This is a genomic window from uncultured Pseudokineococcus sp., from assembly GCF_947499845.1.
Classification (GTDB): domain Bacteria; phylum Actinomycetota; class Actinomycetes; order Actinomycetales; family Quadrisphaeraceae; genus Pseudokineococcus.
Genome location: NZ_CANMPM010000005.1, coordinates 150,481 through 175,832 on the forward strand (window position 1 = coordinate 150,481; position 25,352 = coordinate 175,832).

A 25,352-nucleotide genomic window follows, 5' to 3' on the forward strand; every position below is an offset into this window, starting at 1 on the left:
GCCCCCACGACCGGCACCTCGGCGACCGCCGCCGCGGCGGGTGCCCCTGCACCCACCGCGGGGACGACGACGCTCGGCGGGCTCGCCGGGGGCCTGCGGTCGACGCCGCTGACCCGGGCGAACCCGTTGGCCACCCTGCTCGGCGGGCTGCTCGTGGCCGCCGCCCTGCTGCTCACGGTCGACGTCGTCAGCGCGGCCGTCGCGCTGGTGCTCGAGGTGTGCCTCCTGCCCCTCGCCGGCCTGGCGCCGCGCCCGCTGCTCGTGCGGCTGCTGCCCGTGCTCCTCGCGAGCGTGCCCGCCGGCCTCGTCACCGCCGTCATCGGCCGCGACGCCGGCGCCGTGCTCGTGGGGCTCGGGCCTCTCACCGTCACCGAGGGCTCGCTGGGGCTCGGCGCCGCCATCACGCTGCGGGTGCTCGCCGTGGGCGTCCCCGGCGTCGTGCTCCTGCTGGCGACCGACCCCACCGACCTCGCCGACGGGCTCGCCCAGCGGCTGCGCCTGCCCCACCGGTTCGTGCTCGGCGGCCTGGCCGGCCTGCGCCTCGTGGGCCTGCTCGTCGTCGAGTGGCGGACGCTCGCGATGGCCCGCCGGGCGCGGGGCCTCGGCGACGCCCGCGGCCCCCTCGCGGGCACCCGCGTCGTGGCCGGCCAGGTCCTGGCGCTCCTCGTCATCGCCCTGCGCCGCGCCACCCGGCTCGCGCTCGCCATGGAGGCCCGCGGCTTCGGGGTGCCGGGCGCCGGGCGCACCTGGGCGCGCACGAGCTCCTTCGCCGCGCGCGACGCGGGCGTCGTCGCCGTCTGCGCCGCCGTGGCCGCTGCCGCGACCGCCGCCGCCGTGCTCGCCGGCACGTGGGCGCCCGTGCTGGGCTGAGACCGGCCGCTCACCGGGGCGGGTCCGTGCTCCGTGCCTCTGCGTGACCCCGGGGTGCGTCGCGTCACACGCTCGAAACACTCCGCAACCACCGGGTGACACGCGTCGTGCACTGTCGCTCGCGTCACACCGGCTGAGCCGCAGGAGGACCCCGTGAGCGCCATGACCGTCACCGCCGCCACCGCACCGGGCCGCGCGCCGTCCCGCTCCCGGAGCGGGCTGCCCACGCCGCCCGTCCGCACCCTCGACCGCACGGCCGCCGCCGTCGCGGGGCTGAGCGCCGCCGGCCGGGCCGCCCGCGCTGAGGGGCTGCGCAACCACCCCGCCGGCAGCCGCGCCCGGCGCGCCGGGGCTGCCGGCGTCGCGGCCCCCACCACGACCGCGCCCGCCGCGACCACCTCCGCCCCGCGGGCGCGGACGCGCCCGAGCCGGGCCCTCCCGCGCCGCACCGCGCCGCCGCCCGTGCCGGTCGCCGAGGGGCTCGACGTCGCGGGCCGCCCGTGGCAGCTCACGACCACCGGGCCGGGGCTCTCCCGCGCCGCGCTCGACGACGACGCCCCGCTCGACGTCCTCGCCGGGCTGGAGGCGCGCGGCGCCGCCGGTGCCGCGCCGGCGCGGCTCGTCGTCCGCGCGGCGCAGCCCGCCGACCTGCCCGCCGTCGCGGCCATGCACGGGCGCTGCACCGGCACCACCCTCCTGCAGCGCTACCGCAGCGGTGGGCGGACGCCCTCCCTCACGGCGCTCGCGGACCTGCTGCGCGAGCCCCTCGCCCTCGTCGTCCTCGCCGGGCCCCGGCAGGTCGTCGCCGTCGCGACGGCACGCGTGGGCGAGCGCCCCAGCGCCGACTTCACCACCGAGGTCGGCCTCCTCGTCGAGGACGGCTGGCAGGCCCGTGGCGTCGGCCGTGCGCTGGCCCGCCACGTCGGCGCCTCCCTGCGCCTGCTCGGGTACGGGCAGGTCGTGACGCGGTCGGCGACCTCGTCGCTGCCCCTCGCCCGGGTCATGGAGGGTGTCGGCACCACCCGCCACGTCGGCGCGCCGGACGGTGGGGCCCAGCTCACGACCCGTCTCGACGTCGACGCCCTCGACGGCCTGGCCGGTGGCGTCGCGGCGGCGCCGGCCGGGGCGCTCGCCGCCCGCTGACGGCGCGGGCGCCCCGGTCCCGCTCCCCGGCTCCCCGGTCCCGCTCTCCCCGGTCGGGCGCCTCAGCGGGGGCGCAGGACGGCGGTGAGCGCGCGGTGGTCGCTGGCGCCCGCCGGGTCGACGACCACCCCGACGGGCTCCCAGGCGGCGGCGTCGAGGAGCACGTGGTCGATGGGGGCGGCCAGGGCGGCGGGCAGCCCGGCCGGCCAGGTGCCCGGGGGCGCCGCGGCCGCCGACCCGGCCCGGGCGCACGCCCCTCCCGCCAGGACGGCGTGGTCGGGCGTGGCGTTGAGGTCGCCCGCGACGACGCCGCCAGGCAGGCGCCCGCACAGGTCGACGGCGGCCGCGGTCTCCTCCCGCCACAGGTCCATGTCGAACAGGAGCGGCACGGCGGGCAGCGTGTGCACCGCGGCGAGCGGCGGCCCGTCGCCGTCGCGGGGCCGGGCCACGACGGCGCCGCCGCGCAGGTCCGGCGCCGGGGCGGCCTCGTAGGCGCCGAGGTCCTCGGCGACGAGCAGGTGGGTCTGCGGGCGCACGAAGGGCAGCAGCACCCCGCCCGCGCGCGGCCGCAGCAGCGCCTCGGCCGGGCCGGCGGAGCCCTGCTCCGCGTCCTCCCGCGACGCCGCGGAGAAGAGCTGCACCGGGCGGCCGGCGCGCGCCAGGGCGTCGGCGACGTCCCGCGCGAGCGGCTCCGGAGCCTCGGAGAGGGCCAGCACGTCCGCCTCGCGCCGCAGCGCGAGCGCGACGACGTCGCCGGCGTCCGCGCCCTGCGGGCCGACGTTCAGGGTGGTGACGACGAGGTCGCCGGGCTGGCGCACGGGCGCCCCGGTCGCCGGCGCCGCGTCCGCCGCGGGCGGGGGAGCGCGCCAGAGCAGGACGCCGGCGTGCCCGGCCGCCACCACGAGAAGGCAGGCGGTGAGCCCGAGGACCCACGGCGGCCACCCGCCGCGCGGACCCCGTCGTGGTCGACCGCGACGTCCCCTCCGCAGGCGCACGAGCGTGCCCACGAGCAGCAGGACCAGGGCGAGGGCCAGGGAGCCCGCCGCGGTGACCGCCCGGAGCGTGACGAGCTGCGCCCAGGGCGTCCGCATCGACAGGCCGACGGCGGCGGGCGCCAGCGAGACCAGCGCCGTGGCGCCGACGACGACGGCGACGGCCGCGCCGAGCGCGTCGAGGACGCGGTCGGCCCGCGGCCGGGCGGCGCCGGCCGCGGACCCCCGTCGGCTCGAGGGCGTGCGCACGCCACGGAGCCTGGCGCACGACGTCCCGGCCCCCGCGCGCGGGGGGCGGGACGTCGTGGGGCGCAGCCCCGGCTGCGGTCCGGGGGCGCCGCCGACGGCTCAGGCGGCGGGCACCATGCCGTGGGGGTCGAGCACGAACTTCTGCGCGACGCCGCTGTCGAACTCGGCGTAGCCCCGCGGCGCGTCGTCCAGGCCGATGACGGTGGCGTTGACGGCCTTCGCGATCTGCACCTTGTCGTGGAGGATCGCCATCATCAGCTGGCGGTTGTAGCGCATGACCGGGCACTGGCCCGTCGTGAAGGACAGCGACTTGGCCCAGCCCGTGCCCAGGCTGAGGGAGAGCGAGCCCTTCTTGGCCGCCTCGTCGATGCCGCCCGGGTCGCCGGTCACGTAGAGGCCCGGGATGCCGAGCGCGCCGCCGGCCGCCGTGATCTCCATGAGCGAGTTGAGGACGGTCGCGGGCGCCTCGGACTTCGAGCCCTCGCCGTGGCCGCGGGCCTCGAAGCCGACGGCGTCGACGCCGCAGTCGACCTCGGGGACCCCGAGGACCTGCTCGATCTGGTCCTTCGGGTCGCCCTTGCTGACGTCGACCGTCTCGCAGCCGAAGCTGCGCGCCTGGGCGAGCCGGCGCTCGTCGAGGTCGCCGACGATGACCGCCGCGGCGCCGAGCAGCTGGGCGCCGACCGCCGCCGCGAGGCCGACGGGGCCCGCGCCGGCGATGTAGACGGTCGAGCCCGGCTTCACGCCCGCCGTGTACGCGCCGTGGAAGCCCGTCGGGAAGATGTCCGACAGCATCGTGAGGTCGCGGATCTTCTCGAGCGCCTGGTCGCGGTCGGGGAAGGGCAGCAGGTTCCAGTCCGCGTAGGGCACGAGCACGTAGTCGGCCTGCCCGCCGACCCAGCCGCCCATGTCGACGTAGCCGTACGCCGACCCGGGCCGGTCGGGGTTGACGTTGAGGCAGATGCCCGTCTTCCCCTCCTTGCAGTTGCGGCAGCGGCCGCACGCGATGTTGAAGGGCACCGAGCAGATCTGCCCCTTCTGGATGAACTCGACGCCCGGCCCGGTCTCGACGACCTCACCGGTGATCTCGTGGCCGAGGACGAGGCCCTCGGGCGCCGTCGTGCGACCGCGCACCATGTGCTGGTCGCTGCCGCAGATGTTGCTCGTGACGACCTTGAGGATCGCCGCGTGGGGCAGCTGCCGGCCGACGTTGGCCGGGTTGACGCCCGGCCCGTCCTGCAGCTCGAAGGTCGGGTAGGGGATCTCGTCGACCGAGACCTTCCCCGGGCCCTGGTACGTCACTCCGCGGTTGCCTGCCATGCCGGACCTCCTGGGTGCGCCCGGCCGCGCCGTCGCGGCCGGTGCCCCGGATCCTGCCCCTCTCGGCGCTGCTGTCAACGGGTCGTCCGACCCTGCTCGAGGGCCCGCTCAGAGCGCGTGCGCGGCCGACCAGCCGCGCCACGCGTCCGCGTCGCCCTCGACGACGACGTCGTCGCCCCGCCGCCACAGCGCGAGCAGCAGGTCGACCGCCCGGCCCCGCACGACGACGTCCGCCGGGGCTGCCTCGCCGGTGACGTCCCCGCCGGCTCCGGCGCCCGTGCCGACGACGGTGCTGCCGTCGGCGTCCCACCGGACGAGCCACCGACCGCCGGAGCGGCCGTCGGGGGACGGGCCCTCGAGGACCGGGCCGTCGGGGACCGGGGGCCGGTCCACCTCCTCCACGAGGAGGTGGACCGGGGGCCGGTCCACCTCCTCCACGAGGAGGTGGACCGGCGCGGCCGGCGAGGCGGCGGCCGCCCGCGCGGCGACGCCCGGGTTGAGGGGCACGACGAGCAGGTGCTCGTCGACCCCGTCCCGCGCCACCGCGACCGGCGTCGACGGCGTCCGGCCGGCGGACAGCGCGACGTCCGCGGCGTGGACGGCCGTCTCGTGGAGCAGCCGGCGCCGCCAGAAGCCCGCGGTCGGCTCCGGGCCGAAGGTCCAGGCCGGGGCCTGCGGGTCGCTCGCGCGCAGGGCGCTGAGCACGTCGTCGGCGCTGTCCCGCAGCCAGGTGCGCGGGTCCGGCCCGGGCGCCGGGACGACGTCGCGCCAGCGCGCGCGGGTGGTCGTGCCCGAGCGGACCATCGCCGCGGCCCAGCGGTAGGTGCCGCCCACGTGCTCCAGCAGCGCCCCGACGTCCCAGCCGGGGCAGGCCGGGACGGGCGCCGCGAGGTCGACGTCCTCCGCCTCCACGAGCAGGGCGTCCACCTGCTCGGCCAGGGCCTCGAGGTGGTCCACGTCGAGGTGGTCCGGGTCGTCCGCCGCGCTCACGCGCGGACCCTCCCCGGCGAGGACCGGGCGGTCAAGGACGCCGCCGCCACCACGGGCGCCGGCGCGGCGCCGGTGCCGGTGGCGGGTCGGGTGCCGGCCGCGGCGGGTGGGCCTCGCGCCAGCGGTCCAGCTGCACCTGCAGGTCCAGCGGGCCGACGGCGACCGGCGGTCCGGAGGCGGGGCGCAGGTAGGCGTCGCGCAGGCGGCCGTTGAAGTCGGCGACGAGCTCGCGGACCTCGCGCTCCGAGCGCATCCCCGGGACCGCGGCCCGCAGCTCGGCGCGCTCGCGGCGCAGGGCCAGGCCGACTGGCATCGCGGCCGAGAGGTCGGCGCCCTCGCGCTCGGCCCAGTCGAGGACCCACTGGTAGCTCGTGCGCTGGCGGTGCAGGTCGGGGATGGGCCGGCCCTCGCCGCGCAGGCCGGAGAAGGAGCCGCGCGCCTGCGCCTCCCGGATCTGCTGCTCGACGCGGTCGGCGACCGGGACGCCGCGGTGCCAGCGGCGGTCCCGCGCACGCTCCGGCGACCCGCGCTCCGGCCCTGCGCGGTCGGCGACGGTCCCGTCTGGGGGGCCCACGGGAGCGCCGTCGCCCCCGGTCGGGCGCCCCGCCCGTCGGTCCTCCACCGCACCTCCCCGGTCTCTCGCGCGACCCCCATCGTCAGTCGCCGGGCGCAGGAGCGTCCAGCCGGGGTGCTGCTCCTCCTGCTGCTGCGACATCCCGCCGGCGGCCTCGCCGACGGTCTCTCCGGCGGTCCCGACGGCGCTCCGGGAGACCCCGGGGAACACGACGGGCCCCGGAGGTGCTACACATGTCCGGTCGTCCAGTTTCGTGTGTCGTGTCATCCACGCTCGCGGTAACGAGGTGGCGGTGCGCACGAGGTCCCGAAAGGCGGGGCCGAGGCGCCGTCACCTGGGTCGGCCGGTCGCGCAGAGTGCGCGACCGACACCCGTGAAGGAGTGGTGGTCACATGGCACAGGGAACCGTGAAGTGGTTCAACCCGGAGAAGGGCTTCGGCTTCATCTCGCCGAGCGACGGCAGCGCTGACGTCTTCGTGCACCACAGCGAGATCGACATGCAGGGCTACCGCACCCTCGACGAGGGCCAGCAGGTCGAGTTCGAGGTCGGGCAGGGCCAGAAGGGCCCCCAGGCCCAGGGCGTCCGCCCGGTCTGATCCTCGGCAGGCTCGTGAGCCCCGGCTGAGCTCCGGCTCTCCGGCACCACGCAGTCGCAGGAGCAGCGTGAGCCCGCCTCCCCCTCGGGGGAGGCGGGCTCTCGTGCGTCATGGGGAGGGCGCGACGGCGCGTCGTGGCTCCCGGGCTCCCCCTCCCCCCGCGGGCTCGCACGCATCGGCCCGACCAGGAGCTGTGTGCTGAGGGCGTGGTCGACCGCGTCCTGGGCGCACAGCTCTGCCGGGCTCCCGTCGTCGTCGCCGCAGCCCCTCGCCGTCGGACGACGACGCGTCAGGGGCGCACGTCGGCGGGCCCGTCGCGCATCGGCAGGCCGGCGGCCACCCACGCCTGGACGCCGCCCTCCAGGTCCGTCGCCCGCGGCAGCCCGACGGCGCGCAGCGACGCCGCCGCCAGGCTCGAGCTGTACCCGTGCCGGCACACGACGACGACCTGCAGGTCCGGGCCGGTGGCCTCGGGGATGCGCCAGGGGCTCGTCGGGTCGAGGCGCCACTCGAGCACGGTGCGGTCGATGACGAGCGCGCCCGGGAGCTCGCCCTGCTCCCGGCGGTGCGCCTCGGTGCGGGTGTCCACGACGAGCGCACCGCGCGCGGCGGCCTCCACGACCTCGTGCGGGCCCAGCCGCCGCACCCCCTGCCGCGCCGCGGCCCGCACCTCGTCGACGCCCACGCCCGCAGCCTGCCCCACGCCGCGCGGCACGTCGCGGGGCGCCGCCCGGTGCGTCCCGGTGCGTCAGCCCGCCTGCAGCACCTGCCGCCGCACGAGGACGGCGGTGCCCACGCCCTGCTGCGCCCCGGCCTCCGCGGCGCCGGCGCGGAGCATCTCCTCGGGCGAGCTGCCGAGGATCTCCCAGTAGGTCTCGTGCGCGCGCAGGGAGGCCATGCCGCGGTCCAGCGTGGCGGTCGTGTCGACGGCGTGCGTCGGCTCGGCGTCCATGACGTGCACGACCTCGCGGACCCCGCCCCACGGCTCGAGGCCCTCGTCGAGCAGCTCGCGGAAGACCCAGCGGTTCCCGGCGTCGCGGACGGCGTCCACGAGCACGGCCGCGAGGGCGCGGTGGTCGGCCTGGTCGGGCACTCCGCCCCAGTCGCGCGAGGCGTTCGCGACGACGACCTCGGGGCGCACCCGCCGCACCGCCCGGGCGATCGCGCGGCGCACCGCGAGGTCGGGCTGCAGGACGCCGTCCGGCAGCCCGGCGAAGTCGACGTCGTCGGCGCCCACCGCGGCGCAGGCCGCCCGCTGCTCCCGCTCGCGCAGGGGCGCGGACTCCTCCGGCGACACCGTGTCGATGCCCGCCTCGCCGCGCGTGAGCAGCAGGTACGCCACCTGCCGGCCCTGGTCGGTCCAGCGGGCGACGGCGGCGGCAGCGCCGTACTCGAGGTCGTCCGGGTGCGCGGCGACGGCGAGCGCCGTCCCGAAGTCCTCGGGGAGCCAGGGGAGCGGGGGCTGGGGGCGCTGGGTGCTCGTCATCCGCCCAGCCTGCTCCGTCGCGCCGCCGCGGTCGAGGGCGGCGCCGGGTGCCGCGCCGGGGGACCTGCGGAAGGGCCGACCGCGGGGCGTCGTCGCAGGTCAGCGCGTCGGCGACCACCCCTTCCTCGTGCTCCGCAGGTCCTCCGGCGGGGGCCGGCCCGGGCGGACCGTGGTGCGGCCCCGCCTGCGCTGGCAGGCTGGCGGCATGCCGACGCCCCCCATGCCCGCCGACGTCGCCGCGCTCTTCGCCCGGCCGAACCCCGCCGTCATGGCGACGGTGGCCGCCGACGGGCGCCCGGTCAGCGTGGCCACCTGGTACCTCGTCGAGGACGACGGCCGTGTCCTCCTCGGCCTCGACGCCGGGCGCGCACGCCTGGAGCACCTGCGCCGCGACGGCCGCGTCTCCCTCACGGCTCTCGCCGAAGGCGACTGGTACACGCACGTGAGCGTCCAGGGCCGCGTCGTCGAGATCGTCGACGACGAGGGCCTCGCCGGCATCGACCGGCTCTCGCGGCACTACACCGGCCGCGACTACCCGCAGCGGGACCGGCCGCGCGTCCTCGCGTGGGTCGAGGTCGACCGCTGGCACGGCTGGGGCGGCGCCGGGCAGGGCTGAGAGCCCGGCGACCCCGCGAGCACCCGGGGTGAGCGCCGCGGGCGGGAGTGAGCGGCCTCACGCCGCCCGCGCCTCCCGGGCGGCGTCGCCGGCCGCCGGCTCCGCCAGGATGCCCGGGTGGTCAGCATCGACGTGCCCGAGCCGCAGGTGGTCGTCGCCGCCGACGGCACCCGCATCGCCTCCTACGTCTGGGAGCCGGAGGGCGGGGACGGCGACGCGCCCGTCGTCGTGGCCGTCCACGGCTTCGCCTCCAGCGCGGCGGCGAACTTCGCCCAGACGGGCTGGACGCGCGACCTGCCGCGCGCCGGCTTCCGCGTCATCGCGCTCGACCAGCGGGGGCACGGGGCCAGCGACACCCCGCACGACCCGGCGCGCTACGACCTCGACGTGCTCGTCGACGACGTCGTCGCCGTGCTCGACCACCACGGCGTGGACGCCGCCCACTACGTCGGGTACTCCCTCGGCGCGCGCGTCGGCTGGCGGGCGGCCCTCCGCGCTCCCGTGCGGGTGCTGTCCGCGGTGCTCGGCGGCGTCCCCGACGGCGAGCCGCTCGAGCGCTTCGACCTCGCGCAGGCCCGCGCCCACGTCGAGGAGGGCGCCGAGGTCACCGACCGCATCACGGCCGCCTACCTGACGATGGCGGACTCGGTGGCGGGCAACGACGTCCGCGCGCTCATCGCCCTCGTGGAGGGGATGCGGGGCAGCGGGAGCCTGGACCCGGAGGACCCGCCGCACCAGCCGGTGCTCGTGGCGACCGGCAGCGAGGACGGCATCCTCGAGCGCTCCCGCCGGCTCGCCGCGGCGCTCCCGCAGGGCTCCTTCGTCGAGATCCCCGGGCGGCACCACTTCAACGCGCCCACCTCGCGGCACTTCCGGACCGCTGCCGTCGACTTCCTCACGGACGCGCCGGCCCCGGCGCCGCCGGCGGAGCCGGTGCCGCTCGAGCTCGCGCGGTCGTGGCTGCTCGTGCCCGCGCTCGGGGACGTCGACGCGGCCGCGCGCTCCGGCTGCGACGCCCTGGTCCTGGACCTCGAGGACGCCGTCGACGGCACCCGCAAGGACGAGGCCCGGGACGCCGCCGTGGCCTGGCTGCGGCGAGGGGGCCGCGCGTGGGTGCGGGTCAACGGCCGCGCGAGCGAGCACTGGTCGCGCGACGTCGACGCCCTGCGCGGCCTGCCCGGGCTCGTCGGCGTCGTGCTCTCCAAGACCGAGCAGGGCACGCAGGTCACCGAGACGGCGGACCGCCTCGGCGGCGAGGTCCCCGTCGTCGCGCTCGTCGAGTCCGCGCTCGGCGTCGAGGCCGCCGTGGAGGTCGCCCGGGCGCGCGGCTGCGTCCGCCTCGCCTTCGGCAGCCAGGACTACCGGCTCGACACGGCGACCGCGGACACCGAGGTGGCCATGGGCTACCCGCGCTCGCGGCTCGTCGTCGCCAGCCGCATCGGCGGGCTGCCGGCACCCGTCGACGGCCCGACGACGGGCGGCGGCCGGGCCGAGCTGCGGCGGGCCTGCGAGGCGGCGACGGCGCTCGGGCTCACCGGGAAGCTGTGCCTGGCGCCGGAGGACGCGGGCGTCGTCGCCGAGGCGCTGAGCCCCGCGCGCACGGACGTCGCCTGGGCGCGAGAGGTCCTCGCCGACTTCGCGGCCCGCGGCCGGGTGGTCCGCGACAGCAGCGACCTCCCGCGGGTCGGCCGCGCCGAGCGCCTCGACCGGCTCGCACGCGCCTACGGCGTCGAGCCGGGCTGACGCGCCCTCACTCCTCCGACGCCCGGCGAGCACGGGCGCGACGGCGCCCCTCGTGCATCGCGGCCGCCCGCGGCGGGGGGATGGTGCGCCCCTCGGCGACCAGCGTGGCGGGGACGACCTGCGGGTCGGGCAGGGCGGCCCGCCACGGGTCCGCCCCGGCGGCCCGCCCGGCGAGCAGCGCCGCGGCCTCGCGCAGCGACGGACGCCCGGGCGCCCAGGCGTCGAGGTCCTCCCAGCCCAGCGGCCAGGACACGGGCGTGCCGGGGCGCACCCGGGGGCTCCAGGCGCAGGCGAGCGTCCCGCCGCCCGCGCGGGTCGGGTCGAGGAAGACCCGGCCGCCGCGGTCGGCGAGGAGGTAGGCCGTGGTCGCCACCTCCGGGTCGAGGCGCTCCGCGCGCGCCGCCAGCGCCCGGGTGGCCGCGGCGGCGTCCTCGACGTCGAGGCCCCGCACCGGCACGACGACGTGGAGCCCCTTGGCCCCGCTGGTCTTGACGGCCGAGGCCAGGCCGGCGTCGTCGAGCGCCGCGCGCACGAGCCGGGCCGCGGCCACGACGGCGTCAGCCCCGGCGCCCTCGGGCGGGTCCAGGTCGAGGACGAGCCGGGACGCCCGGCCCTCGCCGTCGAGGACGGTGGGGTGCAGCTCGACGGCCCGCTGCCCGGCGAGCCACACGAGGGTCCGGACGTCCTCGACGAGCGGGTGCCGGACGCTCCGGTGCGAGGCCTCCGACCACACCTCCCGCACCGCGACCCACGCCGGCGCCGAGGCGGGCAGGTTCTTCTGGACGAAGGGCCGCTGGCCCGGTCGGACCCGGACGACGGTCAGCGGGCGGCCCGCGAGCTCGGGCAGCAGGCGGTCGGCGGCCGCCTCGACGTGGTCGACGAGGTCGCGCTTGGTGGCGTCGGCGCCGTCGAAGAGCGCGTCGTCGAGGGAGGTGAGGGGGACGCCGTGGCGCTCCTCGACGGGGCCGGCGCTGCGGGGCACGGGCGAAGTCTGCGCCCAGAGGGCTGGTGGCACGAGGCCTCGTGGTGCTATGCATAGCAGCGTAAGGTGTCGAGCCGGCGTGCGGACGCCGGGAGGAGGCGGTCGTGCGGATCGACAAGGACCTCGTGGCCGCGTCGGCGTCACCGCTGGTGCTGGGCCTGCTCGCTGAGGGCGAGACCTACGGCTACGCGCTGCTGCAGCGCGTGCGGGAGGTCAGCCGCGGGGAGCTGGAGTGGGCCGACGGGATGCTCTACCCGCTCCTGCACCGGCTCGAGCGCCAGGGGTGGGTCGTCGCCGAGTGGCGCACCCCGCCCGGGGAGCGGCGCCGGAAGTACTACGCCATCACCGACGGCGGCCGCGCGGCCCTCGTCGAGCAGCGCCGCCAGTGGGGCGCCGTCGTCCGGGCGCTCGAGGGCGCGTGGCCCGCCGCGGCGTCGCCCGCGGCGGGCGGCCCCGCGCTGGGGACGGCGTGATGGCGCACGTGACGGAGCCCGGCGGCGGGGCGCCCGGCCGCGCGGACGGCGAGCTCGAGGTGCGGGTGGCGCAGTGGCGGGCCCACGTCGGCCGCTCGCCCGCCGTGTCCCCGGGGGACGTCGACGAGCTCGAATCGCACCTGCGCGACCAGCTCGACGACCTGCGCGCCGCGGGGCTCACGGACGACGAGGCCTTCCTCGTCGCCGTCCGCCGCCTGGGTGCCGTCGACGCCCTGTCCGCCGAGTACGCCCGCGAGCACGGCGACCGGCTGTGGAAGCAGCTCGTCCTGGCTCCGCCGGGTGCGGGTGCGGGACGCCGGCGACTGCGGCGGGCGGTGCTCCTCGCCGTCGGCGCCGCCCTGGCGGTGCAGGTGCTGCGGCTGCTCGGTGGGACGCTGGGCGAGGTGGTGGTCGCGGGCCTCGCGCCCGTCGTCACCCTGCCCTTCCTCGCCGCCCTCGTCGGGGCCGGGCGCGAGGACGGCGAGCGCCTCGGAGCCCGCTGGCTCGTCGTGACCGCCCCCTTCGTCGCCGGTGCGGCGCTCGTCCTCCTCCCACCGTGGGCGGAGGGCTCGTCGACGCAGGTGCTCGTCGCCCTCCACCTGCCCGTCGTGCTCTGGGCCGCCGTCGGGTACGCGCTCGTCGGGGGTCGGTGGCGCTCGCCGTCCGCGCGCATGGACGTCGTCCGCGCCACGGGCGAGTGGGTCGTCTACTACGCGCTCATCGCCCTCGGCGGTGGCGTCCTCGTCGGGGCGACCGTCCTCCTCCTCGCCCCGCTGGGGGACGACGTCGTCGAGCAGGTGCTGCTGTGGCTCGTGCCGTCGGGGGCCGCGGGCGCCGTCGTCGTCGCGGCGTGGCTCGTGGAGGCCAAGCAGTCCGTCGTCGAGAACATGGCGCCGGTGCTGACGGCCGTCTTCACGCCGCTGTTCGCCGTCGTGCTCACGGCGTCGGCGACCGTGTACGCGCTCACGGGGCTGGCGGCGGACTTCGACCGGGACCTGCTGCTCGGCTTCGACCTGCTGCTGCTCGTCGTGCTCGGGCTCGTGCTCTACGCGCTGTCCGCCCAGCGGCCCGACCGACGGCCGGGCGCGACGGACGTCGTCCAGCTCGTCGCCGTCGTCGCGGCGCTCGTGCTCGACGCCCTCGTGCTCGTCGCCCTGCTGGGGCGCGTCGGCGACCTGGGCCTGACGCCCAACCGCGTGGCGGCGCTGGGGCTGAACGGCGTGCTGCTCGTCGACCTCCTCGTGGCCGCCGCGCTCGCGGCCGGCTTCCTCGTCGGCCGGGTCCGCGCCGACCGGCTGGCGCGCTGGCAGACGTCGTACCTGCCGGTCCTCGTCGCCTGGGCGGCGCTCGTCGTCCTCGTCCTGCCGCCGGTCTTCGGCTACCGCTGACCGCCTCCCCGCGCTCGGCGCCCGCGGTCCTGCGCGGCCGCGCGGCGCGCCGCGCGGGCGCCCCGCTCGACCCACCCGCGCAGCTCGTCGTCGTCCGCGAGGGCCGCCGGGGCGACGAGCACCCAGCCGCGGGTGGGCCGGCCCCGCATGACGACGGGGCCGACGCCGTCCCGCTCGAGGAGCGCGGGGGCGTCCTCCGGGTCCACCCGCACCATGAGCCCGCCGCCGCCGCTGACGGCGACCGCCATCCGCCCGCCGAGCAGGACGGCGAGCCCGCCGAACATCGCCTTCTCGGCCCGGTCGCGCTCGGCCGCCAGCGCCTCGCGGACGCGCTCGGCGAGGTCCTCGTCGTGGGCCACGGCGGCAGTCTGGCGCCGTCCCGCCCGCCGCGGGGCCGATGAGCTCAGCCGTCCGGCCGGGTCGACCCCGGTGAGGGGCGCCGCAGCGGGCGGCGCCGTCCGCGGACCTGAGGGGGAGCGGTGCGCACGCTCGCGATCACGCAGAACGTCACGCTCGACGGCCGGGTGGAGATGCTCGGCGACTGGTTCGACGACCAGGAGCAGGGGCACGCCGACAACGCGGACATGATGGCGGAGAACCGCCGGCAGGACGCCGCCGCCGACGCCCTCCTCGTCGGCCGCCGCACCTTCGAGGACTTTCGCGGGTACTGGCGCGACCTCGAGGGGGACACCACGGGCATCTCGGAGTACCTGGACGGTGTCCGCAAGCACGTCGTCTCGTCGACGCTCGAGGACCCGGACTGGGACGGGACGACGGTCCTGCGGCCCGCCGGGCCCGACGACCTGGTCGCGCAGGTGCAGCGGCTCAAGCAGGCGGACGGGAAGGACGTCGTCTGCACCGGCTCGATCGCCCTGTGCCACGCGCTCGTCGTGGCGGACCTCGTCGACGAGTACCGGCTCTTCACCTACCCCGTCGTCCAGGGCGCCGGGCGCCGCCTCTTCCCCGACGGCCACGAGGCGTCGGGGCTGCGGCTGGCGGAGGCGACCGCCTTCCGGTCCGGCATCGGCTACCAGCGCTGGGTGCGCCGCTGACGGGGGCCGCCCGGGCGTCCCGCGGGACGTGGCCGCCTCTGCGCTCAGCCCTCGGCGGCCGCCGCTGCCGGAGCACGGGCGACGCGCGGCCGCCCGGCCCGGCGCGCGGCCGGGGGCAGGCGGTGCACGGCCAGGGCGATGAGCGGGGTCCCCACGAGCGTGGGCAGCACCCAGGCGAGCGGGCTCGACCACTGCGTGAGGAGGAAGGCCGTGACGAAGGAGAGGTAGGACGCGCCCATGAGGCGGACGTGGGCCGGCAGCCAGCCCGGCGGGCGGCGGCGGGCCAGCGCCGTCCCGGCGAGCGCGCAGACGAGCGTCGCGACGGCGATGGTCGCGAACCCCCACAGCCGGCCCGGGTCGAGGGCGGCCAGGGCGAGGGCCGTCGTCGTCATGACCACGGTGACGGGGACGTAGACCCGGCCCGCCACGCCGTGCCGGTCGCGCCGCTTCGGCAGCGCCATGACGACGGGGCCGAGGAGCAGCCCGGCGCCGCCCGCGACGACGTGGGGGACGAGCAGGGCGGTGTGCAGGTCCATGACGGCTCCCGTCGTCCACTGTGGACTGTGCTAGCCGAGAGCGTGGCACCGCCTACTGTGGAACGTCAAGGGGGACGGACGAGGACGGTGACGAGGAGGAACAGGTGGCGACCACGCTCAACGCGACGGCGGCGTCGCTGCTGGGCTTCCTGCACGACGGCCCGCAGTCGGGCTACGACCTCGTCGGCACGGCGGAGCGGTCGATCGGCGACTTCTGGAGCCTCACGCGCAGCCAGGTCTACCGGGAGCTCTCGGCCATGGCGGGCGCCGGGCTCGTCGTCGCGCAGGAGGCCGGCCCGCGGGACCGTCGCGCGTACGCCCTCACCGACGACGGGCGCGCCGCCTTCCGCGCGTGGCTGGCCCGGCCGCCGGGGGAGGAGCAGATCCGGTACCCGCTGCTGCTCACCCTGGCCTTCGCCCGCCACCTGCCCGCGGGCGAGCTGGCGGCCTTCGTCGCCCAGCACCGCGCCGTCCACGCCGCCCGGCTCGCGGAGTACCGCCGTGAGCGGGCCGAGGCGCTCGCCGCCGGCGCCCGGCCCGTCGACCTCGTGACCCTCGACTTCGGGCTGCGCTACGAGGAGGCGGTGCTCGGGTGGTTCGACGCGCTGCCGCCGGAGGTCACCGGCGGCTGAGGGCGGCGCCGGCCGGACCGGGACCGCGTCCGGTGGCGATGGCCGGCGGCCCTACGAGGTGGGTACCGGGTCCGGGGTCGTGCACGTCCCGGCGGCGAGGTCGACCCGCTCACCCGGCCCGCCCGTGGCCTCGTCGAGGACCTCGCCGTCGGCGACGAGCTGGACGGTGCCGCTCCCCGTCGTCGCCGTCATCCAGGTGGGCAGGTCGTACAGGGCTCCCATGCTCCCGACCGTCCGGTCGTCCTGGACGACCGACACGTAGCCGAAGGGGTCGACGCCGGCGTCCTCGCCGACGCAGACGGCGACGGTCATCCGCATCGCGGGCCCCGCCCCGGTGCCGTCGCCGCCCCCGTCGGCCCCGCACCCGGCGACCGCGGTCGCCGCGAGGAGCGCGAGCAGCGCTGCGGTGGACCTCGTCGTGGTCATGCGCCATGGCACCACACGAGACGCTCCCCGGAGCGGTCCGCGGCGCTCTCGTCGTCGGCGGTGGGTGCCACGCTCCGGGGGTGGACGACGACAGGCGGGCGCCCACCCCGCTCGCGCTGCTGGTGCGCTCATGACCGCCCCCGACCCCGACCCCGAGACTGGCCCGCGCCCGCCGGCCGGCCTCGCGCTGCGCCGCCTCGGCGAGGAGGACTGGCCCCTGTGGCGCCGGCTGCGGCGAGCGGCGCTCGCGGACGCCCCGGGCGCCTTCGGGTCGACTCTCGCGCAGTGGAGCGGGGACGGCGACCGCGAGGAGCGCTGGCGCGCCCGGCTGCGCGAGGTCGCCCTCCACCTCGTCGTCGAGCGGGACGGCGAGCCGGTCGGCGTCGTGGCCGCCGCCGCGCCGGTGGAGGAGGACGTCGTCCAGCTCATCTCGCTGTGGGTGGACCCGGAGGCGCGGGGCACCGGGGCGGGCGACGTCGCCGTCCGCGGCGTCGTCGCGTGGGCCGCCTCGGAGCACCCCGGCGTCGACGTCGTCCTCTCCGTCGCGTCCGGGAACGACGCGGCGGCGCGCCTCTACGCGCGGCACGGCTTCGTCGAGGACGGGCCCTCGCCCGACGCGGGCTGCGAGCGGCGCCTGCGGCGCCGGTCGTGAGCGGCGCCCGGGCCCCTGCGGAGCCCGGGCCCCGGGCCGACCGGGCCGCCGGAAGGCGTCCCGGCGGCCCCGTCGGTGCCCCGCCGCGCTGCGGGAGGCGTGGGCTCCTGGTGCTCGAGCGCGGTCAGCGGCCGCGCAGGCCCCGCAGCACCTTGCCCACGACGCCGCCGCCGGCGCCGCTCCCGGCCCCGGTCCTCGCGGTGGCGCCGCTCCTCGGCGCGCCACCACCCCGGCGGCCCGCCCCGCCGGCGCCCTGCGTGGCACCGCGGGCTCCGCCTCGAGCGGCCTGCTTGGCTGTGCCCATCAGCTTGTTCACGATGCTCATGACTGCTCTTCCTCGTGCCCCCGCGCCGTCGCGGGGGCACCCGACCGTAGGGCCGCGGTGCGGCCCTCGCCCGTCAGCCGCCGGCCCCCCGCGGTGGACACAACCGGCGGCCGCCGTCACCCGGTCGGAGCAGCGGGCTCCGCACGGGTCCCCCCGAGGGGGTCAAGTCGGGCGCGCCGCAGGACGACGGAGCAGGGGTGAGACGACACCGCGACGCTGCCGCTGCTGCTGCGCCGATGCCCCGCGACGTCGAGGCGCTCGAGAAGGTCCTCCAGGTCCTCGACGAGGGCGTGGCCGACGAGGCCGACGCCCACGCGCGGATCATCGGGGCCCTCGTGCCGGCCCTCCACCTGACGTACGGCGCCGTGTGGCTGCCGACGCCGGAGGGCACGCTCGCGCTCGCCCACGAGGCGGGCGAGCTCGTCGGCGCCCTGGCCACCGCGGCCGGGGGCGCGCGCGTCCTGCGCCGCACCGACGGCCTGCTCGGCGAAGCCGTGCGCACGCGCCGGCCCGTCGTCGCGACCGGCGACGGCGCCAGCGCCTCGTGCCAGCGGTGGCAGGCGGCGGTGGGCGCCGGCGCCACGGGCGGGTGCGCACTGCCGGTCCTGCAGGGCGGGGACGTCGTCGCCGTCCAGGAGTTCTACACGCGCGAGCAGCTGCCCTTCTTCGGCGCCCGCGCCGAGAAGTGGGAGGCCATCGGCCGCATCACGGCGCAGGCGCGCGAGCGCGCGCTCGTGGCCGCCGAGCTGGCCGAGGTCTCGGCGTCGCGCCTCGCCGTCACGACCGTCGTCAGCCGCATCACCGCGACCCGCGACGAGGCAGCGGCCATCACGACGGCGCTCGAGACGGTGCGCGACGCCTTCGGCTGGGTCTACGGCTCCTTCTGGGTCGTCGACGGCGACGTGCTGCGCTTCGCCGTCGAGTCCGGCTCCGCCGGTGACGAGTTCCGGCAGGTCACCCGCTCCGCGACCTTCGCCGAGGGCGTCGGGCTCGCCGGGCGGGCCTGGAAGGCGCGCGACCTCGTGCACGTGCGCGACCTCAGCCGCCTCACCGACTGCGTCCGCGCCCCCGCCGCCGGCCGCGCCGGCGTCCGGTCGGGCGTGTGCCTGCCCGTCCTCGTCGACGACCGGGTCGTCGCGACGATGGACTTCTTCACGACCGAGGAGAGCGACCTCTCCGAGTCGCGCGCCTCGGCGCTGCGCAACGTCCAGCAGCTGCTGTCGCAGCACCTCGAGCGGCTGCGCCGCCTGCAGTACGACGAGGAGAAGGCCCAGGAGCTCCTCGGCACCGTCTCGCAGGTGCGGGGCGCCACGGAGGACGCGCACGCGGTGGCGGGCGCCGCCGTCGCGCGCACCGCGACCCTGACGACCGACGTCGACGCGCTCGCGAGCGCCTCGGCGGCCATCAGCGACGTCATCGGGATCATCTCCAAGATCGCCGCGCAGACGAACCTCCTCGCGCTCAACGCGACGATCGAGGCGGCCCGCGCCGGCGAGGTCGGCCGCGGCTTCGCCGTCGTCGCGGGCGAGGTCAAGGAGCTGGCCCGCGAGACGGCCGCCGCCACCGAGCGGGTCGCCGAGCAGGTCCGCACCATCCAGGCCAGCAGCGTCGCGGTGTCCTCGGGCATCCACGAGACGAGCGAGATCATCAGCCGGATGGACGCCGTCCAGTCCCGGATCTCCGAGGTGCTCGCCCAGCAGGCCGCCATGGCCGAGGAGTTCGCGGCCCGGGGCTGACGCGAGGTCGACCCGGGGGCGCCCCGTCGCCGTCGTCGCCGCCATGATGGCCCGCGGCGCACGGACGACGAGGACCGCGGGAGGACCGGCGATGACGACGGACGCAGCAGAGGCCATCACCTCGGGGAGGACGGCCCTGGGCCTCGAGCTGGGCTCGACCCGGATCAAGGCGGTGCTCGTCGGCCCCGACCGGGAGGTCCTGGCCTCGGGCGGGTCCTCGTGGGAGAACGAGCTCGTCGACGGGCGGTGGACGTACGCGCTCGAGGACGTCTGGGACGGCGTCGCCGCGGTGTTCGGTGCGGTCGCCGCGCAGGTGCGCGAGCGGCACGGGGTCGCCCTGGAGCGCCTCGGCGCCCTGGGCGTCTCGGCGATGATGCACGGCTACCTCGCGCTCGACGCCGACGACGAGCTGCTCGTGCCCTTCCGCACGTGGCGCAACACGAGCACGGGCGAGGCCGTGGAGCGCCTGTCCGGGCCGCTCGACTTCAACGTGCCGCACCGGTGGACCGTCGCCCACCTCGTGCAGGCGGCGATGGACGGCGAGGAGCACCTGTCGCAGCTCGCGGCCGTCACGACGCTGGCCGGGTACGTGCACCGTCGCCTGACCGGTGAGCTCGTGCTCGGCGTCGGGGACGCCAGCGGCGTCTTCCCGGTCGCGTCCGCCGGGGGCGCCCCGGACTACGACGCCGACCGCCTCGCCACCGCCCAGCGCCTGATCGACGAGGCGCTGCCCGAGGGCGTCGCCGTCTCCCTCGCCGACGTGCTGCCGCGCGTGGCGGTCGCCGGGGAGGGCGCGGGGGAGCTCACCGAGGCCGGCGCCCGGCTGCTCGACCCGTCCGGCGCCCTGCAGCCGGGGGCGCTCGTGTGCCCGCCGGAGGGCGACGCGGGCACGGGCATGGTCGCCACCGGGTCGGTCGCGCCGCGCACCGGCAACGTCAGCGCCGGCACGAGCATCTTCGCGATGGTGGTCCTCGAGGGGCCGCTCGACCGGGTGCACCGCGAGCTCGACATGGTCACGACCCCTGCCGGCGACCCGGTCGCGATGGTCCACTGCAACAACGGGGCCAGCGAGCTCGACGCCTGGGCGCGCCTGTTCCAGCAGTTCGCCGCGGCGATCGGCGCCCCCGCGGACGACGGCGCCGTCTTCGGGGCGCTCTTCCGCGCCTCGCTCGACGGGGCGCCCGACGGCGGCGGGATGCTCGCCTACAACTACCTCTCGGGCGAGCCCATCACCGAGCTCGAGGAGGGGCGGCCGCTCTTCCTGCGGACGCCGGGGCGGCCCTTCGACCTGCCGACCTTCATGCGCACCCAGATCTACGCGGCCTTCGCGACGCTGAAGATCGGCATGGACGTGCTGGCCGGCGAGGGGGTCCGCCTCGACGGGATGTTCGCCCACGGCGGCGTCTTCGCGACGCCGGGCGTGGCCCAGCGCCACCTCGCCGCGGCCATCGGTGCGCCGGTGTCGGTGGGCGACCTGGCCTCGGAGGGCGGGGCGTGGGGCGCGGCCGTCCTCGCCACCTACGCCGCCGACCGCGCGGCCGGGCGCGACGGCGGGCTGTCGCTGGCCGACTACGTCGCCGAGCGGGTGGTCGCCGGGGCGCGCATCGAGACGGTCGAGCCGGACCCGGACGACGTCGCGGGCTTCGACGCCTACCTGCGGCGCTACGTCGACGGCCTCGCCGTCGAGCGCGCCGCCGTCGAGGCGGTGACGAGCTGACCGCCGGCGCCTCGGCCGCCGGCGCCGCGAGCGGGCCCGCGGCCGCCGTCGTGCGGCCCTACCGCGAGCAGGACCGGGCGGACCTCTACGACGTCTGCGTGCGCACGGGCGCGGCCGGCGGCGACGCGCGGGGCCGCCACGGGGACGACGACCTGCTCGGCGACGTGTGGCTCGGGGCCTACCTGCACCTCGAGCCCGAGCTGGCCTTCGTGCTCGACGACGGCGGCCGCGCCGTCGGCTACTGCGTCGGCACCGCCTCGACGGCGCGCTTCGTGCGCGGCTACCGCGACGTCTGGATCCCCCGCCTGGGGAGCCGGCGACCCGTGCCGCCCTCCCCGCCGAGGACGCCCGACGAGGAGGTGCTGGCCCTCCACCACGACCCCGAGCGCCTGCTGGTGCCCGAGCTCGCGGACCACCCCGCGCACCTGCACGTCGACCTGCTGCCCTCCCACCAGGGCGCCGGGCACGGGCGGGCGCTCGTCCACGCCTTCCTGGCGTCGGCGCGCCGCGCGGGTGCGCGGGCGGTCCACCTCGGTGTCGCCGCGGAGAACACCCGGGCCCGCGCCTTCTACGCGCGCCTCGGGTTCACCGCGCTCCCCGTGCCGGGGGCCGTGCCGGGCACCGTCCTGGGCCGCAGCACCACCTGAGCCCCGCCCGTCGCCGGGCGTCGGCGCCGTCGCGCCTCAGGGCGGCGGCAGGGGCTCCCCGTCGGCACGGGCGGCACGGGAGGTCGAGCGGTAGTCGCGGGCCGTGCGGCCGAGGACGGTGCGGAAGTCGTGCGCCAGGTGGGCCTGGTCGGCGTACCCGAGGTCGGCCGCCACCTGCGCGACGGTCGTCCCCGGCTCCTCGCGCAGCCGCTGCGCCGCCTCCTGCAGCCGGTAGCGGCGGATGACGGCGAGCGGCGGCAGCCCGATGCAGCGCTCGGCCGCCCGCTGCACGGCGCGCGTCGAGACCCCGAGGTACCGGGCCAGCTGGTCCACGCGCACGAGGCCGCGGTCGGCCGCGACGACGTCCTCCAGGGCGTTCGCCAGGCGCCCGACCTCGTCGGGGGCGGGCAGGTGCTCCTCCGCCCAGGCGAGGAGCGCCGCCACGGCGCCCCGGCGGCCGGCGTCCTCGTCGGGGCGCGCCATGGCCGCGGCGACGTCCCGCTGCAGGTCCGGCGCCGCCACGGGCACGGTCGTGTCGCGCAGCTCCCGGGGGCGCGGGTGCAGCGCCGCCAGGCCCGCCGGGCGCAGCAGGGCCCCGACGACCCAGCCGGCGCCCTCGAGGTCGACGTGGGAGGCGCGGGTCGTCGGTCCGGCGAGCTCCACCCCGTCCGGGCCGACGACGAGGTTGGCCGACGGGAAGGGCAGCAGGTGCTGGCGCGAGACCTCGCCCGGCGGCAGGTCCCAGCGGGGCACCCAGCACCAGCGGACCCGGTCGGCGAGCCGGGGCGGCGCGGCCTCGCGCGCGAAGACGGGCAGGCGCCCGGGGAACAGGACGCCGCGCCGGTCCTCGAGGTCGGCCACCGCACCTTCCCGACGTCGTCGCAGATCTCCAAGACGCCCGTGCGGCGGCGTCCCTACGGTCGCGCCATGCCTGATGAGCAGCCCACCGACGACAGCCCCTCCGACAGCCCGCGCCCCGGCGTGACGGGCGAGCACACCACCGACGGGGTCCCGCACGGCGCGACGAGCCTGACGCCCTTCCTGGCCCTCCGCGGCGCCGCGGAGGCGGTCGAGTTCTACCGCACGGCCTTCGGCGCGCGGGTCGTCGACGTCACCGAGATGGGCGGTGTCGTCGTCCACGCCGACCTCGACCTCGGGCACGGCCACCTCCAGCTGGGCGAGCCGAGCCCCGACTTCGGCCTCGTCCCGGCGCCCGAGGAGGGGGCCTGCTACTCGCTCGGCCTCTACTGCGCCGACGCCGACGCGCTGGTGGCCCGCGCGGTCGAGGCCGGGGCGACGGTGCGGGAGCCGCTCATGACCTTCGTCTCGGGCGACCGCTACGCCTCGCTGCTCGACCCCTTCGGCGTGCGGTGGTCGGTGATGTCCCGCGTGGAGGACCTCTCCGAGGAGGAGAGCGCCCGCCGCGTCGCCGCGTGGGCGGCGGAGCAGGCGGGATCCGCCTGAGCCCGGCGGCCCCCGCCGAGGACGTGGCGCACGGCGACCTGCGCAACGCCTCACTCGACACCCGCGCACTCCTCTGACCTGGGACGACGCTGTGTCACCGCCCCTTCCGCAGGTCGGTGTGCGCGCGACCGCGCCCACGGCGGGGTCGGCGCTCCCTCAGTCGAGGCAGAACTCGTTCCCCTCCGGGTCGGCCATGACGACGTGGCCGGCGTCGAGCGGAGGTCGGGGCTCGTGGCGGGAGAGCCGGGTGGCGCCGAGGGCCACGAGCCGCTCGGCCTCCTGCTCCAGCGCCCCCATCCGCTCGTCGCCGGTGAGCCCCGGCGCGGCGCGGACGTCGAGGTGCAGCCGGTTCTTGCCCCGCTTCGGCTCCGGGACGCGCTGGAAGTACAGGCGCGGGCCCGCGCCGGACGGGTCGACGACGGCGGAGGCGTCGTCCCACCGCTCCGGCGGCACGCCCATCGCCGCGAGCGCCTCCTCCCACGAGGCGAACCCCGCGGGCGGGGCCTGGACCTCGTAGCCCAGCGCCTGCGCCCAGAAGGCGGCCGGGCGCCCGGGGGCCGGCGCAGTCGACCGTCACCTGCAGCTCGCGGGGCACGCCGTCACGCCTCCTCGGGCGGCCGCCACGGCTGGACGAAGTCGTTCGCGGGCCAGCCCTCGACGGCGGCCAGCAGCGAGGTGCTGCTCGCGCCGTCCAGCTGCTCGCGGACGATGTCGGCGTGGCCCGCGTGCCGGGCGACCTCGGTGACGAGGTGGACCATCCGGTAGCGCTCGACGGACGGCGTCGGCTCCGGGCGCCCGAACCACGGAGCCGGCGGCTCGAGGGCGTCGCCGCCCGGGTCGGTGGTGCGCCAGCGGTCGAGGAGCTCGGCGCGGACGCGGTCGAGGTCGGCCACCGCGCCGGCCAGCGTCTCGTCGTCGCCGAGCGCGAAGCTCGCCTCGAAGCGGGCTCGGTCCTCCGGGGTGGGCGCGCCGTCGGCGACGAGCCGGCCGCCGAGGACGTGCGCCACGTGCTTGACGAGCCCGCCGACCGACAGGCTGCTCCGGCAGGGGGTGGCGCGCGCCTGCTCCTCGGTGAGGCCGTGCGCCGCGGCGCGCAGCGCGTCGAGGTGCTCCTCGAGGTGCCCGACGAGCACCTCGCGCTCCGAGTACGTGCCGGGACCGAACACCGCGACCTCCGAGGCCGGCTGCTGCTGCGGACGGCCCGAACGGTAGGACCTCGGGCCCCCCGTGCCCAGCCCCCGGCGCTACCGTCCTGCCCGTGGTCCTCCAGGTGCCGGTGGACGTCGCCCGCCCGGCCTTCGCCGACTCCGTCAGCGGTCTGCTCGCGGCCGTCGAGGGCCTCGACGAGACGGCCCTCCTCGGCGCCTCGCGCTGCCACGGGTGGACGCGGCTCGACGTCGTCGTCCACGTCCTCGGGGGGTGGCAGGAGGTGCTCGGCGGGCTGGTGTCGCGCACCGAGGAGCCGCCGACCGTCGACGCCGCCACGTACTGGCTCACCTTCGCGGCGGCCGCGGCCGACGAGGACCCCGTCGCGGAGCTCATGGCGCAGCGGCGGCGGACGGCGTCCTACGCCCGGCCGTCCTCGGCCGTGACGCACCTGCGCGCCGTCGGTGCGGCGGTGCTGCGGGGCGCCGCCGTCGCCGACGACCGCCACGTCTTCCAGGGCGACATCCTCGCCACCGGTGACTTCCTCGCCACCTGGGCCGTCGAGCACGCGGTGCACCACCTCGACCTGCTCGTCGAAGAGGCTCCGCCGTCCACCGCGCTCGCGCTCGCGCGCACCACCGTCGAGGCGCTCGCCGGCGGCCCGCTGCCGACGAGCGACGACGTCGAGGCCGTGCTCGTCGGCGCCGGTCGCCGGCCCGTGCCCGAGGGCTGGGGCGAGGTCGGGCGGCGGCTGCCGGCGCTGGGGTAGCGGCCCTCAGTCCGTCGCGTCGACCTCCACGGTCACCAGGGTGTCGTCGAAGCAGACGTGCCCGGCCGCCAGCAGGACGTTGTGCAGCGGCTCCTCGTAGCTCCACGCGGCGTCCGCGACGACGCGCCCGGAGGAGGTGCGCAGCGACCAGTAGGTCGACCAGCCCTTGTACGGGCACGCCGTCTTCGTCGACGAGACGTGCAGCGCGGCGACGACGTCCTCGCGCGGCAGGTAGAAGCGCGGCGGCAGCTGCGCCTCGAACACGGCGACCGGCTCGGTGCTCTCGGCGAGCAGCTCGCCGTCGAGCGTGACCCGCACCCGGCGGGCGCTCGGCAGGGCGTCGACCCGGTGGAAGGGGTCGCGGGGGTGGCCGACGTTCTCCTCCTCCTCGTGCCACCAGGGGCCGAGGGCGTCGAAGTCGACGAGCACGAGGCCCGCGAGGTCCTCGTCGTCGGGCCGGAAGGCCGCGCCCGGGCGCACGACGCCGCCCGCGGACAGGTCGAGCGCCGTCCCGGCGGTGGTGTGCGCGGCGAAGGGGACGTCGGGGCCGAGCATCCCGTCGGCGGGCGCCGCGTCGCCGAGGTCGCGGGCGGGCGCGAGGTCGGCGCGCACGTCCTCCTCCGGGACGGCGTACTGGCACAGGAAGCGTCGCGGCTCCCACACCGCGACGGCGCGCGTCGTGTCGAGCACCACCCCGCCCCCCAGCGCCGCCCGCACGCGCTTGCCGAGCGGCTCGAACCGCAGCGCGTCCGTCGCGCCGCCCAGGACCTGCTGCTGCCTCGTGGCCATGGCGCCATCGTCGGTCGACGCCGCCCGGCCCACACCTCG

Annotated in this window: 29 protein-coding genes and 1 pseudogene; 15 read left to right on the forward strand and 15 right to left on the reverse strand. The window is 78.0% G+C overall.

The window, feature by feature from the left end:
- The first annotated feature begins 93 nt into the window (after positions 1–93).
- Together Q0789_RS07200 and Q0789_RS07205 are read left to right on the forward strand one after the other, a co-directional pair.
- Positions 94–870 (forward strand): energy-coupling factor transporter transmembrane component T, encoded by a 777-nt coding sequence (locus Q0789_RS07200; RefSeq protein WP_366917674.1) that lies wholly within the window; start codon positions 94–96, stop codon positions 868–870.
- Positions 871–1,023: 153 nt separating this feature from the next.
- On the forward strand, positions 1,024–2,013 hold the full coding sequence (locus tag Q0789_RS07205; protein ID WP_298803628.1) for a hypothetical protein: 990 nt from the start codon (positions 1,024–1,026) through the stop codon (positions 2,011–2,013).
- A 62-nt stretch (positions 2,014–2,075) separates the two neighbouring features.
- On the opposite strand, the gene Q0789_RS07210 is transcribed toward Q0789_RS07205, so the two are convergent.
- From Q0789_RS07210 to Q0789_RS07225, 4 genes are all read right to left on the reverse strand, one after another.
- The gene (locus Q0789_RS07210; RefSeq protein WP_298803630.1) at positions 2,076–3,254 is read right to left on the reverse strand and encodes an endonuclease/exonuclease/phosphatase family protein; all 1,179 of its coding nucleotides are present in this window, start codon (positions 3,252–3,254) and stop codon (positions 2,076–2,078) included.
- A 99-nt stretch (positions 3,255–3,353) separates the two neighbouring features.
- The gene (fdhA, locus tag Q0789_RS07215; protein WP_298803634.1) at positions 3,354–4,574 is read right to left on the reverse strand and encodes a formaldehyde dehydrogenase, glutathione-independent; all 1,221 of its coding nucleotides are present in this window, start codon (positions 4,572–4,574) and stop codon (positions 3,354–3,356) included.
- A 108-nt stretch (positions 4,575–4,682) separates the two neighbouring features.
- Positions 4,683–5,564 (reverse strand): maleylpyruvate isomerase N-terminal domain-containing protein, encoded by an 882-nt coding sequence (locus Q0789_RS07220; RefSeq protein ID WP_298803636.1) that lies wholly within the window; start codon positions 5,562–5,564, stop codon positions 4,683–4,685.
- 31 nt (positions 5,565–5,595) lie between these two features.
- On the reverse strand, positions 5,596–6,138 hold the full coding sequence (locus Q0789_RS07225) for a DUF1992 domain-containing protein (RefSeq protein ID WP_298803638.1): 543 nt from the start codon (positions 6,136–6,138) through the stop codon (positions 5,596–5,598).
- 392 nt (positions 6,139–6,530) lie between these two features.
- Between Q0789_RS07225 and Q0789_RS07230 the strand changes: the two genes are divergently transcribed.
- Positions 6,531–6,734, forward strand: coding sequence for a cold-shock protein (locus tag Q0789_RS07230; protein ID WP_171203379.1), 204 nt, complete (start codon positions 6,531–6,533; stop codon positions 6,732–6,734).
- 289 nt (positions 6,735–7,023) lie between these two features.
- Here the strand turns inward: Q0789_RS07230 and Q0789_RS07235 are convergent, their stop codons facing one another.
- Both Q0789_RS07235 and Q0789_RS07240 read right to left on the reverse strand, forming a co-directional pair.
- Positions 7,024–7,419, reverse strand: coding sequence for a rhodanese-like domain-containing protein (locus Q0789_RS07235; protein WP_298803641.1), 396 nt, complete (start codon positions 7,417–7,419; stop codon positions 7,024–7,026).
- Positions 7,420–7,482: 63 nt separating this feature from the next.
- Positions 7,483–8,220, reverse strand: coding sequence for a PIG-L deacetylase family protein (locus tag Q0789_RS07240; protein WP_298803643.1), 738 nt, complete (start codon positions 8,218–8,220; stop codon positions 7,483–7,485).
- Between the two features lie 205 nt (positions 8,221–8,425).
- Between Q0789_RS07240 and Q0789_RS07245 the strand changes: the two genes are divergently transcribed.
- A complete protein-coding gene (locus Q0789_RS07245; protein WP_298803645.1) occupies positions 8,426–8,836 on the forward strand; it encodes a TIGR03618 family F420-dependent PPOX class oxidoreductase in 411 nt (136 codons plus the stop codon).
- A gap of 117 nt (positions 8,837–8,953) precedes the next feature.
- Positions 8,954–10,579, forward strand: coding sequence for an alpha/beta fold hydrolase (locus tag Q0789_RS07250; protein WP_298803648.1), 1,626 nt, complete (start codon positions 8,954–8,956; stop codon positions 10,577–10,579).
- Between the two features lie 7 nt (positions 10,580–10,586).
- Here the strand turns inward: Q0789_RS07250 and Q0789_RS07255 are convergent, their stop codons facing one another.
- Positions 10,587–11,561: a hypothetical protein gene (locus Q0789_RS07255; protein ID WP_298803650.1), complete on the reverse strand. Its 975-nt coding sequence runs from the start codon at positions 11,559–11,561 to the stop codon at positions 10,587–10,589.
- A 104-nt stretch (positions 11,562–11,665) separates the two neighbouring features.
- Between Q0789_RS07255 and Q0789_RS07260 the strand changes: the two genes are divergently transcribed.
- Both Q0789_RS07260 and Q0789_RS07265 read left to right on the forward strand, forming a co-directional pair.
- Complete coding sequence (locus tag Q0789_RS07260) at positions 11,666–12,034, forward strand: PadR family transcriptional regulator (RefSeq protein WP_298803652.1); 369 nt, start codon at positions 11,666–11,668, stop codon at positions 12,032–12,034.
- Positions 12,034–13,422: a permease prefix domain 1-containing protein gene (locus tag Q0789_RS07265; RefSeq protein WP_298803655.1), complete on the forward strand. Its 1,389-nt coding sequence runs from the start codon at positions 12,034–12,036 to the stop codon at positions 13,420–13,422. The genes Q0789_RS07260 and Q0789_RS07265 overlap by 1 nt, the downstream gene beginning before the upstream one ends.
- Here Q0789_RS07265 and Q0789_RS07270 read toward each other — a convergent pair.
- Entirely contained in the window at positions 13,413–13,781 is a 369-nt protein-coding gene (locus Q0789_RS07270; protein WP_298803657.1) for a TfoX/Sxy family protein, read from the reverse strand. The genes Q0789_RS07265 and Q0789_RS07270 overlap by 10 nt on opposite strands.
- A gap of 120 nt (positions 13,782–13,901) precedes the next feature.
- Between Q0789_RS07270 and Q0789_RS07275 the strand changes: the two genes are divergently transcribed.
- Positions 13,902–14,474, forward strand: a complete 573-nt coding sequence (locus Q0789_RS07275) for a dihydrofolate reductase family protein (protein ID WP_298803659.1) — start codon at positions 13,902–13,904, stop codon at positions 14,472–14,474.
- A 44-nt stretch (positions 14,475–14,518) separates the two neighbouring features.
- On the opposite strand, the gene Q0789_RS07280 is transcribed toward Q0789_RS07275, so the two are convergent.
- Positions 14,519–15,010, reverse strand: a complete 492-nt coding sequence (locus Q0789_RS07280; protein WP_298803661.1) for a DUF2306 domain-containing protein — start codon at positions 15,008–15,010, stop codon at positions 14,519–14,521.
- A 104-nt stretch (positions 15,011–15,114) separates the two neighbouring features.
- On the opposite strand from Q0789_RS07280, the gene Q0789_RS07285 reads away from it, so the two are divergent.
- The gene (locus tag Q0789_RS07285; RefSeq protein WP_298803663.1) at positions 15,115–15,642 is read left to right on the forward strand and encodes a PadR family transcriptional regulator; all 528 of its coding nucleotides are present in this window, start codon (positions 15,115–15,117) and stop codon (positions 15,640–15,642) included.
- Between the two features lie 51 nt (positions 15,643–15,693).
- On the opposite strand, the gene Q0789_RS07290 is transcribed toward Q0789_RS07285, so the two are convergent.
- Positions 15,694–16,068: a hypothetical protein gene (locus Q0789_RS07290; RefSeq protein ID WP_298803665.1), complete on the reverse strand. Its 375-nt coding sequence runs from the start codon at positions 16,066–16,068 to the stop codon at positions 15,694–15,696.
- A 130-nt stretch (positions 16,069–16,198) separates the two neighbouring features.
- On the opposite strand from Q0789_RS07290, the gene Q0789_RS07295 reads away from it, so the two are divergent.
- Entirely contained in the window at positions 16,199–16,720 is a 522-nt protein-coding gene (locus Q0789_RS07295) for a GNAT family N-acetyltransferase (RefSeq protein ID WP_298803667.1), read from the forward strand.
- A gap of 124 nt (positions 16,721–16,844) precedes the next feature.
- Here the strand turns inward: Q0789_RS07295 and Q0789_RS07300 are convergent, their stop codons facing one another.
- Complete coding sequence (locus Q0789_RS07300; protein ID WP_298803669.1) at positions 16,845–17,045, reverse strand: hypothetical protein; 201 nt, start codon at positions 17,043–17,045, stop codon at positions 16,845–16,847.
- Between the two features lie 236 nt (positions 17,046–17,281).
- Here Q0789_RS07300 and Q0789_RS07305 point away from each other — a divergent pair, with 236 nt between their 5' ends.
- The 3 genes from Q0789_RS07305 (at position 17,282) to Q0789_RS07315 (ending at position 21,145) form a co-directional block, all read left to right on the forward strand.
- Complete coding sequence (locus tag Q0789_RS07305; protein ID WP_298803671.1) at positions 17,282–18,781, forward strand: methyl-accepting chemotaxis protein; 1,500 nt, start codon at positions 17,282–17,284, stop codon at positions 18,779–18,781.
- Between the two features lie 91 nt (positions 18,782–18,872).
- Positions 18,873–20,498: an FGGY-family carbohydrate kinase gene (locus Q0789_RS07310; RefSeq protein WP_298803673.1), complete on the forward strand. Its 1,626-nt coding sequence runs from the start codon at positions 18,873–18,875 to the stop codon at positions 20,496–20,498.
- Between the two features lie 50 nt (positions 20,499–20,548).
- A complete protein-coding gene (locus Q0789_RS07315; protein WP_298803675.1) occupies positions 20,549–21,145 on the forward strand; it encodes an N-acetyltransferase in 597 nt (198 codons plus the stop codon).
- A gap of 36 nt (positions 21,146–21,181) precedes the next feature.
- On the opposite strand, the gene Q0789_RS07320 is transcribed toward Q0789_RS07315, so the two are convergent.
- Positions 21,182–22,006 carry a helix-turn-helix domain-containing protein gene (locus Q0789_RS07320; RefSeq protein ID WP_298803677.1) on the reverse strand — a complete coding sequence of 275 codons (825 nt, stop codon included), beginning with the start codon at positions 22,004–22,006 and terminating at the stop codon, positions 21,182–21,184.
- A 66-nt stretch (positions 22,007–22,072) separates the two neighbouring features.
- On the opposite strand from Q0789_RS07320, the gene Q0789_RS07325 reads away from it, so the two are divergent.
- On the forward strand, positions 22,073–22,609 hold the full coding sequence (locus Q0789_RS07325; protein WP_298803680.1) for a glyoxalase/bleomycin resistance/extradiol dioxygenase family protein: 537 nt from the start codon (positions 22,073–22,075) through the stop codon (positions 22,607–22,609).
- A 156-nt stretch (positions 22,610–22,765) separates the two neighbouring features.
- Here Q0789_RS07325 and Q0789_RS07330 read toward each other — a convergent pair.
- Positions 22,766–23,204 (reverse strand): annotated as a pseudogene (locus Q0789_RS07330) (VOC family protein).
- A 4-nt stretch (positions 23,205–23,208) separates the two neighbouring features.
- Positions 23,209–23,775 (reverse strand): DinB family protein, encoded by a 567-nt coding sequence (locus tag Q0789_RS07335; RefSeq protein ID WP_298803682.1) that lies wholly within the window; start codon positions 23,773–23,775, stop codon positions 23,209–23,211.
- Positions 23,776–23,867: 92 nt separating this feature from the next.
- Between Q0789_RS07335 and Q0789_RS07340 the strand changes: the two genes are divergently transcribed.
- Entirely contained in the window at positions 23,868–24,524 is a 657-nt protein-coding gene (locus tag Q0789_RS07340) for a maleylpyruvate isomerase N-terminal domain-containing protein (RefSeq protein WP_298803684.1), read from the forward strand.
- A gap of 6 nt (positions 24,525–24,530) precedes the next feature.
- Here Q0789_RS07340 and Q0789_RS07345 read toward each other — a convergent pair whose 3' ends face one another.
- Positions 24,531–25,313 carry a DUF427 domain-containing protein gene (locus Q0789_RS07345; RefSeq protein ID WP_298803685.1) on the reverse strand — a complete coding sequence of 261 codons (783 nt, stop codon included), beginning with the start codon at positions 25,311–25,313 and terminating at the stop codon, positions 24,531–24,533.
- Positions 25,314–25,352 lie beyond the last annotated feature (39 nt).

What these genes read in the sequence shown, in the direction of transcription:
- Q0789_RS07295 (WP_298803667.1), top strand. Translation starts at nt 16,199, where the DNA reads ATGACCGCCCCCGACCCCGACCCCGAGACTGGCCCGCGCCCGCCGGCC.
- Q0789_RS07305 (WP_298803671.1), top strand. Translation starts at nt 17,282, where the DNA reads ATGCCCCGCGACGTCGAGGCGCTCGAGAAGGTCCTCCAGGTCCTCGAC.
- Q0789_RS07290 (WP_298803665.1), bottom strand. Translation starts at nt 16,068, where the DNA reads ATGACCACGACGAGGTCCACCGCAGCGCTGCTCGCGCTCCTCGCGGCG.
- Q0789_RS07345 (WP_298803685.1), bottom strand. Translation starts at nt 25,313, where the DNA reads ATGGCCACGAGGCAGCAGCAGGTCCTGGGCGGCGCGACGGACGCGCTG.
- Q0789_RS07280 (WP_298803661.1), bottom strand. Translation starts at nt 15,010, where the DNA reads ATGGACCTGCACACCGCCCTGCTCGTCCCCCACGTCGTCGCGGGCGGC.
- Q0789_RS07245 (WP_298803645.1), top strand. Translation starts at nt 8,426, where the DNA reads ATGCCGACGCCCCCCATGCCCGCCGACGTCGCCGCGCTCTTCGCCCGG.
- fdhA (WP_298803634.1), bottom strand. Translation starts at nt 4,574, where the DNA reads ATGGCAGGCAACCGCGGAGTGACGTACCAGGGCCCGGGGAAGGTCTCG.
- Q0789_RS07230 (WP_171203379.1), top strand. Translation starts at nt 6,531, where the DNA reads ATGGCACAGGGAACCGTGAAGTGGTTCAACCCGGAGAAGGGCTTCGGC.
- Q0789_RS07240 (WP_298803643.1), bottom strand. Translation starts at nt 8,220, where the DNA reads ATGACGAGCACCCAGCGCCCCCAGCCCCCGCTCCCCTGGCTCCCCGAG.
- Q0789_RS07310 (WP_298803673.1), top strand. Translation starts at nt 18,873, where the DNA reads ATGACGACGGACGCAGCAGAGGCCATCACCTCGGGGAGGACGGCCCTG.
- Q0789_RS07265 (WP_298803655.1), top strand. Translation starts at nt 12,034, where the DNA reads ATGGCGCACGTGACGGAGCCCGGCGGCGGGGCGCCCGGCCGCGCGGAC.
- Q0789_RS07325 (WP_298803680.1), top strand. Translation starts at nt 22,073, where the DNA reads ATGCCTGATGAGCAGCCCACCGACGACAGCCCCTCCGACAGCCCGCGC.
- Q0789_RS07300 (WP_298803669.1), bottom strand. Translation starts at nt 17,045, where the DNA reads ATGAGCATCGTGAACAAGCTGATGGGCACAGCCAAGCAGGCCGCTCGA.